Origin of the sequence: Burkholderia sp. B10, assembly GCF_004368385.1 — a bacterium.
Lineage (GTDB): Bacteria > Pseudomonadota > Gammaproteobacteria > Burkholderiales > Burkholderiaceae > Burkholderia > Burkholderia vietnamiensis.
In genome coordinates, this window is the sequence record NZ_PQMX01000113.1 from 1 (window position 1) to 13,481 (window position 13,481).

Consider the following 13,481-nt stretch of genomic DNA (forward strand, 5'->3'; position numbering starts at 1 on the left):
GCACCGGCGCGGCCGGCGGCGTCGGTACGACCGGCGTCGTCATCTTCATCGGTTCGCCTTGCGGCGTCGGCGCCGGCTCGGGCAGCGGCGCGACATGCTCCTTCTCCGCCGCTTTCACGGTCGCGCGATCGCGGCGGGCCGGATCGATCTTCAGGAAATGGTCGACCAGATTGAAAAAGCGTTCATAGAAGACGCCCGCCGGAATCGTCTCGCTCGCCGTTTTCACGAGCGCGTCGTCGCTCGAGCCGATCGGCAGCGACAGCGAGCCGAACACGCTCAGGCCGACGCTCGCCGACGTATTCGACTTCTTCAGCGTATAGCGGTCCTGCACCGCATTCACGTACGCGATGCTCGACGAGCCGTCGGCGTTCGCGTCCGCGCACACGACGTGAAACTCGATCACGACGTGCATGTCGTTGTTCGGCTGGAAGTTCTTGCTGCCGTCGACCGCATCGTTGCGCGACGACGACACCACGTAACCCTGGCTCAGCAGCGAGCGCCGTGCGGCCTCGCAGGCCGCCTCGGACTTCGCATGGAACGTATGCGCATACGGGCTGCTCGTCGCGTCGAACTGTTCCTGCTGATAGATCGGCTTGGGCGGCGACGAGCACGCGGCCAGCACGGTGGCGGCCGCGAGCGCGCACGAAACGGAGGACAGGCGAAATCGGTTGTGCATGGCGTCTTTCAGAGGGCTCGGCGAGTTGCCGCGACGGCGGGCGAGCGCGAGGTCGCCCGCCGTCGATGCGCGCACGGCGTGCGCGGCAATCTCGTATGGCCGGGGCGTCATTATAGTTTCGTTTGATGTCGCGCTCGCTTCAGTCGGCCGGCGTCGCGCGTGCCGCCGCGAGCAGTTGCGACGCCAGCGGATGGTGCTCGCCGCGGCGCGAGCGGATCGCGTGGATTTCCTCGGTCACGTCGCCCGCCCGCCCGAGCCGGCGCAGGCCGCGCAGCAGCGCCGCATCGTTCGCGCCGAGCTCGCTGAGCGGAAACACGCCGAGGCCGCGCGCGCCGAACACGGCCATCAGCGCGCTGTCCTCGAATTCGCCGGTCACGCGCGGCACGATCCGTTCCCGTTCGAGCCACAGGTCCAGGCGCGCGCGCAGCGCCGAATGCGCGGTCGGCAGCAGCACCGGCAACTCGGCGAGACACTGCGGAAAACGCTGCCGCGCGGCCGGTGTGACGAGCGCCGCGGGGCCGTACCAGTCGACCGGCGATGCGACGAGCCGCTCGCTCGTCACGCGCAGGTTCGAGCCGGCCGGCGCGCCCTGGCCGGCCAGCACGAGGTCGAGATGATGCAGCGCGAGCTCGGCCAGCAGCGCATCGTGTTCGCCCTCGTGGCACAGTAGCCGCAGCGCGGGCGTCTCGAGCACCGGCGCGAGGATCGCATGCGCGGCGAGCTTCGAGATGCCGTCCGCGAGGCCCACCGCGAGCCGCACGGTCGGCCGGCCGGCGGCCGCGCGCACGTCGTCGGGGATCAGCCTGCCCATCTCGAAGATCACCTCGGCGCGCGCATACGCGGCGCGGCCGGCGTCGGTCAGCGCGACGCCGCGGCCGGCCGGACGCAGCAACTGATGACCGAGCGACTTTTCCAGCTCCCGGACCTGCGCGCTGATCGTCTGCACGGCCATGTCGAGCCGCTGCGCGGCGCGCGCGAAACCGCCTTCTTTCACGACGACCCAGAAGTAGTACAGATGGCGAAAATTCAGCATCGCGACGATATATCGAAAAAACCGCACCAAAGCTCAGATTCTCGCTGATTTTTCCGAAGTCGGGGATTGCCTATCATCAGGTTTTCCTCTCGCGAACCGGGCCTTCCATGGACTACCTGCTGACGCTTGCCGCCGACCCCGCCGTCTGGGCCGCGCTTCTGACCCTCGTGGTGATGGAGGTCGTGCTCGGCATCGACAACCTGATCTTCATCTCGATCCTCAGCAACAAGCTGCCCGAAGCGCAGCGCGCGCGTACTCAGCGCATCGGCATCGCGCTCGCGCTCGTGATGCGCCTCGCGTTGCTGGCCAGCGTCGCGTGGATCGCCAGCCTCACCGAACCGGTGTTCACACTGTTCGGCCACGCGTTCTCGTGGCGCGACGTCATCCTGCTGTCGGGCGGCCTGTTCCTCGTCTGGAAGGCGACCACGGAGATCCATCACCACGTGTCGCACGACGGCGACGACGACGGCGCGCGCAGCGGCGCGGCCGGCCTGACGATGTGGGCCGCGGTCGGCCAGATCGTGATGCTCGACATCGTGTTCTCGATCGACAGCATCGTGACCGCGATCGGGATGACCGAGCACGTGCCGATCATGTTCGTCGCGGTGATCGTCGCGGTGAGCGTGATGCTGTTCGCGGCACAGCCGCTCGCGCGCTTCATCGACCGCAACCCGACCATCGTGATGCTGGCGCTGTCGTTCCTGGTCGTGATCGGCATGACGCTGATCGCCGAAGGCTTCGGCTCGCATGTGCCGAAGGGCTATATCTACGCGGCCATGGCGTTCTCGGCGTTCGTCGAAGGCATGAACATGCTGGCGCGGCGCGCGAAGGCGAAGCGCGCGGCGCGGGCCGAGCGTCACTGAGCGTAGCTGCGCGTCACCGAACGAGCCGGCGGGCGGGCGACGCCCGCCGCCGATGCGCAATCCAGTCCCGAAGGAGCAGCCTGATGAAATGCCCTGTCTGCAAGACGCCGGACCTGCTGATGGCCGAGCGCCAGTCGATCGAGATCGACTATTGCCCGACGTGCCGCGGCGTGTGGCTCGATCGCGGCGAACTCGACAAGCTGATCGCGCGCGAAACCGGCGAGGTACGGCCCGATGTACGGAACGATGTACGGAACGACGCACGGGCTAACGCACCGGCTGACGGGCGGCCCGATCGCCACGCGCCGCGCGGCCGAGACGGGGGCTGGCCGCGCGACGCGCGCGCCGACGACGACCGCCATCGGCACGGCGGCCAGCGGCGCAAGCGGTCGGTGTTCGACCTGTTCGATTTCGATTGAACGCGGCTGCGCGGGCGTGGGCCGCCGCATGTGAAAAATCCCCGTCCGGGACCATGCCCGGCGGGGATTTCATCGCATGTCGTCGTCGGCCGGTTTTCGCGCGCTTACGCGCCGTCGACCGTCACGTCGATACGGCGCGGACGCGCTTCTTCGCGGCGCGGGATCGTCAAGGTCAGCACGCCGTCGCGCAGGTTCGCGTCGATGCGCGTCGTGTCGAGATCGGCGCTCAGCACGAACGAGCGCATGAAGCGCGGCACGCGCACTTCCGCATGCCGCACGCGCAGGTCGGCCGGCGTGTCGATGCGCGCTTGCGCGTCGATCGTGAGCGTGTTGTCGTGCACCTTGACGTCGAGGTTCTCGCGCGGCACGCCGGGCAGATCGGCGCGCAGCGTGACGCGCTGTGCGTCCTCGACGATGTCGACGGCCGGCGTGATCGCGGGCCGGCGCGCGCCTTCGGCAGCGGCGGCGGCCGGCTGTGCGGCGTCGGTTGGACGTTCGGTCAGGGTCTGGCTCGTGTTCATGTCGGTCTCCTGAAGTTCACTGAACGGTGATGGCACGCGGCTTCGATTCCTCGCGGCGGCCGACGCGGATCAGCAGGCAGCCGTTTTCGTAGCGCGCGCTGACCTTGTCGGGATCGGCGTTCTGCGGCAACTCGACCACGCGGCGGAATGCGCCGTGAAAGCGCTCCTGCGCATAGGTGCGCACGTCGTCGCCGCCGTCCTGCGGCACCGGCTTGCGCTCGCCGCTGATGGTCAGCAGGTCCTTGTCGATCGACACGTCGAAGTCGGCGGCGGCCATGCCGGGGGCGAACGCGACGATTTCAATCGCGTCGTCGGTCGCGCCGATGTTCAGCGCCGGGAACGCGGTGGGCCGCACCGCTCGGATGCCGGTCGGCAGTTCGCCGAACAGGCTCGCCATCTGCCGCTGCAGGCGCGTGAATTCGTCGAACAGATCGTTGCCGAAATACATACCGCTCATGATGGTCCTCCTGAACGTGAAGCGCGGAATACGCGCCGACGCAGCCCCGTCGACGCGCACGGTGCGCGTGGTGGGCATTGCCTGATGACGCTTAGTTAGTGGCCGGCGAGCGGCATTTCAAGAGGGTGGATTGCAGCGGTGGCGGCGGCGTGTCGCGACGCGTCGCCGTGGCTCACGTTCGACGCCGCCCTCGACCGCCGCCACCGTCGCGACCGCGACGCATCCCGCTACAACCCCGCCGCCGCCGCGATCAGCGTCGCCTCGAGCGCAAGCGTCGAGCGTGACGCCGCGGCCGGCCGGTCGATCACGTATTCGAGCTCGCCGAGTTCCGGCAGCCCGGCGTCGAGCCGCGCGAGTCCGGCCGGGATCACGTAGCCGGCGAACGCGCTCACGCCGAGCCCGGCGCTCGCGGCCGCCCGCAGCACCGCGATGCTGCTGCTCACGACGGCGATCCGGTAAGGGCGGCCGACCGCTTCGAGCGATTCGAGCACGCGGCGCCGCGACACGCTCGGCTCCGGATGCATCGCGAGCGGCAGCACGGCCTCGTGGCCGGTGATCGCCGAATCGGGGCCGGTGCACCAGTACAGCGGCTCGCTGCGGATCACGCGGCCGCGCCGGCTGCCGGCGACGCGCTTGGCGAACACCAGATCGTGGCGGCCTTCGTCGAGCGCGTCGAACAGATCGCCCGACAGCCCGGTCGAGATCGCCAGCTCGACGTCCGGATTGCGCTGCACGAAGCTCGCGAGCGCGGCCGTCAGATGCGCGGACGCGAAATCCTCCGACATCGCGAGCCGCACCTTGCCGGACAGCGGCGGCCCGCACACCGACGTGACGGCTTCGTCCATCAGCTCGAGAATGCGCACCGCGTAGCGCAACAGCGCGTCGCCGTGCTGCGACAGGCGCACGTTGCGCGTGTCGCGCTCGAACAGCGGCCGGTCGAGCAGCTCCTCGAGGCGGCGGATGTGCTGGCTGACGGTCGACTGCGACAGGCTCACGCGCTCGGACGCGGCGGTGAAGCTGCCGGACTGCGCGACGGCGACGAAGCTGCGCAGCAGTTCGGGCGGTAACGGACGCATTGCTAAATCCACTGAATCGGTTTCGACAACTTCATAAATCGCCGGATTTTGCGGCGCTAGTATCGGATCACGCGCCAGTGCGGCCCTTCAAGGCCGGCCGCACCGGCGGCGTAGCCCGTGTCGCGCCAGCGGCTGCTTCGGTCAGTCTAAGCCATCCGGCGTTCGGCCCGAACCCGCATCATCCCATCGACCCCGAGAACGCGCTCGCACGACGAGCCGCCGGGCCGCGGCGCCGCGCCGCAGGAGACGGACAGTCCGCCCGGGTATCGGCGGCCGGGCCTCCCTCCCGCACGCGTCAGGCGCCGCACCAAGAGACTGGAGACGACTCATGATCATCTACGGAACCGCGCTGCTGGCGTTCTGCCATCTGGCCGGGCTGTTCCTCGGCGACCTGCTGGGCGCCGCGATCGGCGTGAAGACCAACGTCGGCGGCGTCGGCATCGCGATGCTGCTGCTGATCTGCCTGCGGCTGTGGCTGCACCGGCGCGGCTGGCTGCCGAAGGAGACGGAAGCGGGCGTCGGGTTCTGGGGCGCGATGTACATCCCGGTCGTCGTCGCGATGGCGGCGAACCAGAACGTCGTCGCCGCGCTGAAGGGCGGCCCGGTCGCGCTGCTGGCCGCGCTCGGCGCGGTCGCGATCTGCGCATGCTGCATCGCGGTGCTGGTGCGCACCGGACGCGACGACACGGCCTTCGCCGGCGTGCCGCAATTCGAAGAACAGTGACGGAGGCCGCCATGCTGCAGATGCTCGAAAAAACCGTCGCCCACAACGGGCTCGTCGCGTCGTTCGCTGTGGTCGGCCTGATCATGTGGCTGTCGTCGATCGCGTCGCGCCGGCTCACGTTCGGCCGCGTGCACGGCTCCGCGATCGCGATCGTCATCGGTCTTGCGCTCGCGTACGTCGGCGGCGCGTTCACCGGCGGCGACAAGGGCCTTGCCGACGTGCGGCTGTTCGCCGGCATCGGCCTGATGGGCGGTGCGATGCTGCGCGATTTCGCGATCGTCGCGACCGCGTTCGAAGTGCAGCCGGCCGAGGCGCGCAAGGCCGGCCTCGTCGGCGTCGTGTCGCTGTTGCTCGGCACCGTGCTGCCGTTCATCGTCGGCGCGAGCATCGCGCGCGCATTCGGCTACACCGATGCGGTCAGCATGACGACGATCGGCGCGGGCGCCGTCACCTACATCGTCGGGCCGGTCACCGGCGCGGCGATCGGCGCGAGCTCCGACGTGATCGCGCTGAGCATCGCGACCGGCCTCGTGAAGGCGATCATCGTGATGGTCGGCACGCCGGTGGCCGCCAACTTCATGGGACTGAAGACGCCGCGCTCCGCGATGATCTTCGGCGGGCTGGCCGGCACGGTGAGCGGCGTGAGCGCGGGCCTCGCCGCGACCGATCGCCGGCTCGTGCCGTACGGCGCGCTGATCGCCACGTTCCATACGGGCGTCGGCTGCCTGCTCGGGCCGTCGCTGCTGTTCTTCGCGACGCGCGCGCTGGTCGGCGCGTAGCGTGCGCCGGCGGCCCGCGCGGCTCGTGCGTGCGGCCGGCACGCGCGTGCGGCGACCGGCCGCATCCATCGCGGCGCCCTCTGAGTCGCATTCGTCATCATCATCAATCGGCGGCAGCCCGCGGCTTAGAATGCCGCTGAACCACCGAAGCGGGAGAACTCTTCATGACCGGATGGAATCACGCGCGGCAGGCGCGCGACGCACGCATCGCGGCCGGCGCGGCGTTCGCGCGCGGCAAGCGCGTCGATGCGCGCGACGCCGTCGCGCTGCTCGAAGCGGTGCTGCAGCCGGGCGATCGCGTGTGCCTCGAAGGCGACAACCAGAAGCAGGCCGACCTGCTCGCCGTCGCGCTCGCCGACGTCGACAACGCGAAGATCCACGACCTGCACATGGTGCAGTCGGGCGTCGTGCTGCCCGAGCATCTCGACGTGTTCGAGCGCGGCATCGCGAAGCGGCTCGACTTCGCCTATTCGGGCCCGCAGTCGCAGCGCATCGCGAAGCTGCTGTTCGGCGGCAAGATCGCGCTCGGCGCGGTGCACACGTATCTCGAGCTGTTCGCGCGCTACTTCATCGATCTGACGCCGCAGGTCGCGCTGATCGCCGCCGTCAGCGCCGACGCCGACGGCAACCTGTACACCGGCCCGAACACCGAGGACACGCCGACCGTCGTCGAAGCCACCGCGTTCAAGGACGGCATCGTGATCGCGCAGGTCGACCGCATCGTCGACAAGGTGCCGCGCGTCGACATTCCGGGCGACCGCGTGCATTTCGTCGTCGAGGCGGGGCGGCCGTTCTACGTCGAGCCGCTGTTCACGCGCGACCCGGCCGCGATCACCGAAACGCAGATCCTGACCGCGATGCTCGCGATCAAGGGCATCTACGAGCCGTACGGGATCAAGCGGCTGAACCACGGCATCGGCTTCAACACGGCCGCGATCGAGCTGCTGCTGCCGACCTACGGCGCGAAGCTCGGGCTGAAGGGCAAGGTCTGCACGCACTGGGCGCTCAATCCGCACCCGACGCTGATCCCCGCGATCGAATCGGGCTGGGTCGAACAGATTCACTGCTTCGGCTCCGAAGTCGGGATGGACGACTACATCCGCGCGCGCTCCGACGTCTGGTTCACCGGCCCCGACGGCTCGCTACGCTCGAACCGCGCGTTTTGCCAGACGGCGGGCCTCTACGCGTGCGACATGTTCATCGGCTCGACGCTGCAGATCGACCTGGCCGGCCATTCGTCGACGGTCACGGCCGAGCGCATCGCCGGTTTCGGCGGCGCGCCGAACATGGGCAGCGACGCGCGCGGCCGGCGCCATCCGAGCGAGCCGTGGCTGAAGGCCGGCGCGCAGGCCGACCCCGACACGCCCGCGGCGCTCAGGCGCGGCCGCAAGCTGGTGGTGCAGATCGGCGAGACGTTCGGCGACAAGAACGTGCCGATGTTCGTCGAGAAGCTCGACGCGCTGAAGCTCGCCGACAAGCTGCAGCTCGATCTCGCGCCGATCATGGTCTACGGCGACGACGTCACGCACATCGTCACCGAGGAAGGGATCGCGAACCTGCTGATGTGCCGCGACCTCGACGAGCGCGAGCAGGCGATCCGCGGCGTGGCCGGCTACACGGAGGTCGGCCGCGGCCGCGACCGCCGGATGGTCGAGCGCCTGCGCGAGCGCGGCGTGATCCGCCGCCCGGAGGATCTCGGCATCGATCCGCTCGACGCCGACCGCCGCTGGCTCGCCGCGCGCTCGATCAAGGACCTCGTGCACTGGTCGGGCGGCCTCTATGCGCCGCCGGCCCGGTTCCGCAACTGGTGAGGAAGACGGGATGGAACAGTTGAACTATCGGTTCGCCGCGCGCGCGCGTGCGAAGGGCCGGCTGGCCGCGGCGCTCGTCGGCGTGGTCGCGTCGGGCAACCTGGAGGTGCTCGTCGAGCGCGTCCTGCCCGACGATCAATGCGAGATCGACATCCGCACCGCGGCGGTCGGTTTCGGCGCGGTGTGGCGGGCCGTCGTGGCGGATTTCGTCGACCGGCGCGCGCCGGGCGGGCTGAAGCTGTCGATCAACGACGGCGGCGCGCGGCCCGACATGGTGTCGCTGCGGCTCGCGCAGGCCGTGCGCGCGATCGAGGGGGACGCATGACGAACCCGGCGATTCACGACCACGACGCGCCCGCGTTCGTCGCGAACGACGCGAGTTGGTACGAGGCGTCCGCGCGGCAGCGCATCGACGCGCTGCTCGATGCGGGCAGCTTCGACGAATTCCTCGGGCCGGCCGAACGCGTGGCGAGCCCGCATCTGCCGCTGTTCGGGCTGCCGCAGCAGTTCGACGACGGGATGGTGGTCGGCCACGGCTGGCTCGACGGCAGGCCCGTGCTGATCGCCGCGCAGGAAGGCCGCTTCATGGGCGGCGCCTTCGGCGAAGTGCACGGCGCGAAGCTCACGGGGCTGCTGCGCGCGGCGCGCGAGCTCGGCAAGCCGGTGTTGATCCTGTTCGATACCGGCGGCGTGCGGCTGCAGGAAGCGAACGCGGGCGAGCTCGCGATCGCCGAGATCATGCGGGCGCTGGTCGACGCGCGCGCGGCCGGCGTGGCGGTGCTCGGGCTGATCGGCGGGCGCGCCGGCTGCTACGGCGGCGGCGGTCTGCTCGCGGCCTGCTGTTCGGCGCTGGCGGTGTCCGAGCAGGGACGCATCAGCGTGTCGGGGCCCGAGGTGATCGAGACCAATCGCGGCGTGGAGGAATTCGACGCGAAGGATCGCGCGCTGATCTGGCGCACGATGGGCGGCAAGCACCGGCGGCTGATCGGCGGCGCGGACCGCTACGTCGCCGATACGCCGGCCGCGTTCCGTGCGGCGGCGCTCGAACTGCTCGGCTGCGCGCCGGCGTTCGATACGGCGATGCTGCGCGCGGAGCAGGCGCGTCTCGAAGCGCGCGTCGCCCGCTTCGGCCGATGTGCGGATGCGCTCGACGTGTGGCGCGCGCTCGGCGCGGATCGGCCGGAAGCGATTCCCGGCATGCCCGACGACGCATTCGCCAAGCTCGCCGACCAGTTACAGGAGCCGCAGCATGACGCTCGATGAAGTACTGACCTCGCTGTTTCCCGCGGGCCATTCGATTGCGCGCGATGGCGGCCTGCTGACGGGCTCGGCGCAACTGGGCGGCACGCGCGTCGACGTGATCGGCGTCGCCGAGCGTCTGCCGTTCGGCATCGACGAAGCGCTGGCGCTCGCGTCGCAGGTGCTCGCCACGATCGAGCGCGGCGGCGACACGCCGATCCTCGTGCTCGTCGACAGCGACAGCCAGCGGATGAGCAAGCGCGACGAACTGCTCGGCCTGAACGAAGGGCTGTCGCATCTCGCCAAATGCCTGATGCATGCGGAGCTCGCCGGGCACCGGACGATCGGCTTGCTGTACGGCCATACGGCCGCCGGCGCGTTCATCGCGACCGCGCTCGCGACGCGCACGCTGCTCGCGCTGCCGGGCGCCGAGCCGGAGGTGATGGACCTGCCGTCGATGTCGCGCGTGACGAAGCTGCCGATCGACGTGCTCGAGGCGATGGCGCGCTCGACGCCGGTGTTCGCGCCGGGGCTCGACAATCTCGTGAAGATGGGCGCGGTCGACGCGGTGCTGGATCCGGCCCGCGCGCTCGACGCGCAGGTCGGCGAGTGGCTCGCCAGGCCAGTCGATCGCGGCGACACGCGCGCCGCGCGCGGCCGCCCGGTCGCGGCCGACGTCGCGCGTCGCGTCGAGGCGCTCGCGCGTGCCGCGCGCTGACGCACCGCTGCGCCGCCACACGCTCGTCACGCTGACGGCGGCCGGGTGGTCCGCCGCGTTCGCGCGCGATCCCGCGCTCGCGGCCGATCCGGTCGTGCGCGCGTGGGCTGCCGACGGCCGGCCGCTGATCGTGCGCCGCGCCACGCCCGACGAAGCCGACGCGGCGCGCGTGCCGCTCGGCATCCCGTTGCCGCCTGCCGCCGGCAAGCGGCGCGTCGCGCTGAACGTCGCGGCCGATGCCGTCGCAGCGCGTCGCGCATTGCCAGCGCTGGCCGACGTGCTCGCCGCCGCGCCCGCCGCGTGGCAGCCAACGTTGCGCGAACTGGCTGCGCTGGGTGCGCGCTGCGGCGTCGAGGGGCGCGTGTTCGGCAGCCTCGCATGGCAGACGCTGACCGGCGAACGCTATCTGAGCGACGGATCCGATCTCGACGTCGTGTTTCCGCTGCCGGCCGCGGCGCTGCGCGACGCGCTGCTCGACGGCCTCGCGGCGCTCGACGCGCGCGCGCCGATGCGCATCGACGGCGAATTGCTGCGCGACGACGGCGCCGGCGTGAACTGGCGCGAACTGTACGCGCGGCTGCCGGAAGTCGCGGTGAAGACGGCGCTCGCCGTCGAATTGATGTCGGTGGAAGCCTTCGCGCGAGGTGTGCGATGAATGCGTGGGCTGCGTGCCGCACGCTCGCGCCGTCCGGCGCCGAGCGCATCGCCGAACTCGCCGAGCGCAGCCTCGTGCTCGAAATCCGGACTTATCCGAAACCGGGGCTCGTCAGCCACGTCGACACCGGCAGCCATGCGGACATGGACGCGGCGACGTTCGCACGCAGCGCGGCCGTGCTGCGGCCGTACTTCGCGGAACTCGCCGAGGCCGGCGCGCGCGACGCGGACATGGGCGCGCTGCGCAAGATCGGGCTGCGCGCGGAACATGCGATGCTTGCGGCGACGGGTGGCGTGAACACGCATCGCGGCGCGATCTTCGGGCTCGGGTTGCTGTGCGCGGCGGCCGGCCGGCGCGCCACGGCCGATGCAGCCGGTGCGGCCACCCGCACGATGACGCTCGGCGCATTCGTCGCACGGCGGTGGGGCGCTGAGATCCTCGGCGGCCCGCGGCTGCCGGACAGCCACGGCGAGCGCGCGAGCCGTCGCTACGGCGTCGGCGGCGCGCGCGGCGAGGCGGCCGGCGGCTTCGCGACGGTATATCGCGTCGGCTTGCCGGCGTTGCGGCGCGCCGCGCGCTGGATGCCGGGCGATGCGGAAGCCGCGCGCGTCGAAGCCTGCTTCGCGCTGATCGCCGCGCTCGACGATACGAACCTGCTGCATCGCGGCGGGCGCGACGGGCTCGACTTCGCCCGCGCGAGCGCACGCGCATTCGTCGCACGCGGCGGCATCCGCGCGCGCGACTGGCGGCTGCGCGCCGTTGCCGCGCACCGCGCGTTCGTCGCGCGCCGGCTCAGCCCCGGCGGCGCGGCCGACCTGCTCGCGATGAGCGTATTCGTCGACGCGCTCGACGCCGACGAGGCGCAGCCATGACGCTCGCGATCCTGTGTTCAGGGCAGGGCGCGCAGCGCGCTGACATGTTCGAGCTGACCGGCACGGCGCCGCAGGCCGAACCGCTGTTCGCACACGCGGGCCGGCTGCTCGGCGACGATCCGCGCGACTGGGTGCGGCGCGCCGGGCCGGACGCGCTCGGCGAGAACCGCGCAGCGCAGATCCTCTGCACGTTGCAGGCGCTCGCCGCGACCGCACTGCTCGCGGCCGCGTGGCCGCGCCGCCGCTGCGTGGCCGGTTACAGCGTCGGCGAAGTCGCGTCGTGGAGCGTGGCCGGGATGATCGATCCGCACGACGCGCTGGAGCTCGCCGATGCGCGCGCGCGTGCGATGGATGCGGCCAGCGGCGGCGATGAGCGGATGGTGTTCGTGCGCGGGCTTGCGCGCGCGCAGCTCGCGGGCCTGTGTGACGGCCGCGACGCGGCGATCGCGATCGCGAATCCGGACGATGCGTTCGTGGTGGCCGGCGCCCAGCCCGACGTCGCCGCGGTGGCCGACGCTGCGGCGGGCGCGGGCGCATTGCGCGTCGCGCCCGTGTGCGTGCGGATCGCATCGCACACGCGCCGGCTGGCGGCAGCGGTGCCGCCGTTTCGCGCGTCGCTCGCCGCGGCGAACGTGCGCCGGCCGCTACCCGGCACGCGCGTGTTTGCCGGGATCGATGGCGGGTCGGTGCTCGATGTCGACGTGGGGCGCGACAAGCTGGCGCGGCAGATCGCGGAGCCGGTCGAATGGGCGGCGTGTCTGGCCGCCTGTGTCGAGGCCGGCGCAAGCGCGTTCCTCGAACTCGGGCCGGGCCGCGCGCTCGCCGAGATGGCGGCGGCCGCGTATCCGGCGCTGCCGGCGCGCAGCGTCGCCGATTTTCGCTCGGTCGACGGCGTCGAGAGCTGGCTCGCGCGGGTCGCGGGCGACTGAACGGCACCGCGCGGCGCAATCGGATGCAATTCGGCGTGTAACTCGGCACGTAATGCGGCCCGTATCCGGCCCGCGCGATCGCCGTGGCGCAACGGGTGTTGCGCCGGCGCAGCATCGTGTCGGCTGGCGCTTGCCACGCGAATTGGCATCGCTAAAATGGCGCCCGCCATGAGACCAGCCGCCATTCTTCTCGCCGCGCTCGGCTGCGCGGCGAGCGCCCACGCCAGCCCCATTCCGTCCGACGCCGCGTCGGTCGGCACATACTTCTCCTATGACAATTTGGCCGCCGACGCGACCGTCGACCTGATCGACAACGCGCAGCGGCGCGTGCTGCTGGCCGGCTATGCGCATGTGCCGCCCGCGGTCGCGGCCGCGCTGCGGGCGGCGCGCGCGCGCGGCGTCGACGTGCGCGTCGTGCTGGTGCGCTCGGCGCGTGCAGGCAGGTATAGCGGCGCCGGTTACCTGAAAGCGGCCGGCATCGACGTCGCGATCGACTCGCGGCACGACGATCCCGCGCCGCGTTTCGCGATCGTCGACGACAACGTCGCGCTGCCGACGCTGTCCGAAGGCGCTGCCGCGCACGCGGAGACGGTCAACGTATTCCAGCGCGCGCCGGAGCTCGCGCAGTCTTACGCGCAGTCGTTCTGGCGTCTGTACCGGCAGGCCGCCGGGCGGTGAGCGGGCGGGGCGGGCTGCGCGGCTTATGAGC

The 13,481-nt window shown here is 71.2% G+C and carries 17 protein-coding genes; 12 read left to right on the forward strand and 5 right to left on the reverse strand.

What is annotated here, in order from left to right; translation table 11 throughout:
• Both C3Y15_RS29745 and C3Y15_RS29750 read right to left on the reverse strand, forming a co-directional pair.
• Positions 1 to 676: DUF2242 domain-containing protein (locus C3Y15_RS29745; protein WP_134206919.1), on the reverse strand; the 676-nt coding region annotated here is incomplete at its 3' end.
• A 139-nt stretch (positions 677 to 815) separates the two neighbouring features.
• Entirely contained in the window at positions 816 to 1,709 is an 894-nt protein-coding gene (locus C3Y15_RS29750) for a LysR family transcriptional regulator (protein ID WP_034193230.1), read from the reverse strand.
• A gap of 107 nt (positions 1,710 to 1,816) precedes the next feature.
• Here C3Y15_RS29750 and C3Y15_RS29755 point away from each other — a divergent pair, with 107 nt between their 5' ends.
• Positions 1,817 to 2,572, forward strand: a complete 756-nt coding sequence (locus C3Y15_RS29755) for a TerC family protein (RefSeq protein ID WP_011884237.1) — start codon at positions 1,817 to 1,819, stop codon at positions 2,570 to 2,572.
• A gap of 83 nt (positions 2,573 to 2,655) precedes the next feature.
• Positions 2,656 to 2,991: a zf-TFIIB domain-containing protein gene (locus C3Y15_RS29760; protein WP_059568523.1), complete on the forward strand. Its 336-nt coding sequence runs from the start codon at positions 2,656 to 2,658 to the stop codon at positions 2,989 to 2,991.
• A 104-nt stretch (positions 2,992 to 3,095) separates the two neighbouring features.
• Here C3Y15_RS29760 and C3Y15_RS29765 read toward each other — a convergent pair whose 3' ends face one another.
• The 3 genes from C3Y15_RS29765 to C3Y15_RS29775 form a co-directional block, all read right to left on the reverse strand.
• Positions 3,096 to 3,512, reverse strand: a complete 417-nt coding sequence (locus C3Y15_RS29765; protein WP_059992381.1) for an Hsp20/alpha crystallin family protein — start codon at positions 3,510 to 3,512, stop codon at positions 3,096 to 3,098.
• Positions 3,513 to 3,528: 16 nt separating this feature from the next.
• Positions 3,529 to 3,969 carry an Hsp20/alpha crystallin family protein gene (locus C3Y15_RS29770; RefSeq protein WP_011884243.1) on the reverse strand — a complete coding sequence of 147 codons (441 nt, stop codon included), beginning with the start codon at positions 3,967 to 3,969 and terminating at the stop codon, positions 3,529 to 3,531.
• A 227-nt stretch (positions 3,970 to 4,196) separates the two neighbouring features.
• Positions 4,197 to 5,045, reverse strand: coding sequence for a LysR substrate-binding domain-containing protein (locus C3Y15_RS29775; protein WP_011884244.1), 849 nt, complete (start codon positions 5,043 to 5,045; stop codon positions 4,197 to 4,199).
• 328 nt (positions 5,046 to 5,373) lie between these two features.
• On the opposite strand from C3Y15_RS29775, the gene madL reads away from it, so the two are divergent.
• From madL to C3Y15_RS29825, 10 genes are all read left to right on the forward strand, one after another.
• Complete coding sequence (gene madL, locus C3Y15_RS29780) at positions 5,374 to 5,769, forward strand: malonate transporter subunit MadL (RefSeq protein WP_011884246.1); 396 nt, start codon at positions 5,374 to 5,376, stop codon at positions 5,767 to 5,769.
• A gap of 11 nt (positions 5,770 to 5,780) precedes the next feature.
• The gene (madM, locus tag C3Y15_RS29785; protein WP_059462300.1) at positions 5,781 to 6,548 is read left to right on the forward strand and encodes a malonate transporter subunit MadM; all 768 of its coding nucleotides are present in this window, start codon (positions 5,781 to 5,783) and stop codon (positions 6,546 to 6,548) included.
• Between the two features lie 164 nt (positions 6,549 to 6,712).
• Positions 6,713 to 8,359: a malonate decarboxylase subunit alpha gene (gene mdcA, locus C3Y15_RS29790; protein WP_059734052.1), complete on the forward strand. Its 1,647-nt coding sequence runs from the start codon at positions 6,713 to 6,715 to the stop codon at positions 8,357 to 8,359.
• Between the two features lie 10 nt (positions 8,360 to 8,369).
• Positions 8,370 to 8,684, forward strand: coding sequence for a malonate decarboxylase acyl carrier protein (mdcC, locus tag C3Y15_RS29795; protein ID WP_059462915.1), 315 nt, complete (start codon positions 8,370 to 8,372; stop codon positions 8,682 to 8,684).
• Positions 8,681 to 9,622, forward strand: coding sequence for a biotin-independent malonate decarboxylase subunit beta (locus C3Y15_RS29800; RefSeq protein ID WP_060092296.1), 942 nt, complete (start codon positions 8,681 to 8,683; stop codon positions 9,620 to 9,622). Before mdcC ends, C3Y15_RS29800 begins: the two co-directional genes overlap by 4 nt.
• On the forward strand, positions 9,609 to 10,316 hold the full coding sequence (gene mdcE / locus C3Y15_RS29805; protein ID WP_059462913.1) for a biotin-independent malonate decarboxylase subunit gamma: 708 nt from the start codon (positions 9,609 to 9,611) through the stop codon (positions 10,314 to 10,316). Before C3Y15_RS29800 ends, mdcE begins: the two co-directional genes overlap by 14 nt.
• On the forward strand, positions 10,303 to 10,971 hold the full coding sequence (mdcG, locus tag C3Y15_RS29810; protein ID WP_046428875.1) for a malonate decarboxylase holo-[acyl-carrier-protein] synthase: 669 nt from the start codon (positions 10,303 to 10,305) through the stop codon (positions 10,969 to 10,971). Before mdcE ends, mdcG begins: the two co-directional genes overlap by 14 nt.
• Positions 10,968 to 11,843 carry a triphosphoribosyl-dephospho-CoA synthase MdcB gene (mdcB, locus tag C3Y15_RS29815; RefSeq protein WP_059623493.1) on the forward strand — a complete coding sequence of 292 codons (876 nt, stop codon included), beginning with the start codon at positions 10,968 to 10,970 and terminating at the stop codon, positions 11,841 to 11,843. The genes mdcG and mdcB overlap by 4 nt, the downstream gene beginning before the upstream one ends.
• Positions 11,840 to 12,772, forward strand: coding sequence for an acyltransferase domain-containing protein (locus C3Y15_RS29820; protein WP_059462911.1), 933 nt, complete (start codon positions 11,840 to 11,842; stop codon positions 12,770 to 12,772). Before mdcB ends, C3Y15_RS29820 begins: the two co-directional genes overlap by 4 nt.
• 156 nt (positions 12,773 to 12,928) lie before the next feature.
• Complete coding sequence (locus C3Y15_RS29825) at positions 12,929 to 13,450, forward strand: phospholipase D-like domain-containing protein (protein WP_045579270.1); 522 nt, start codon at positions 12,929 to 12,931, stop codon at positions 13,448 to 13,450.
• Positions 13,451 to 13,481 lie beyond the last annotated feature (31 nt).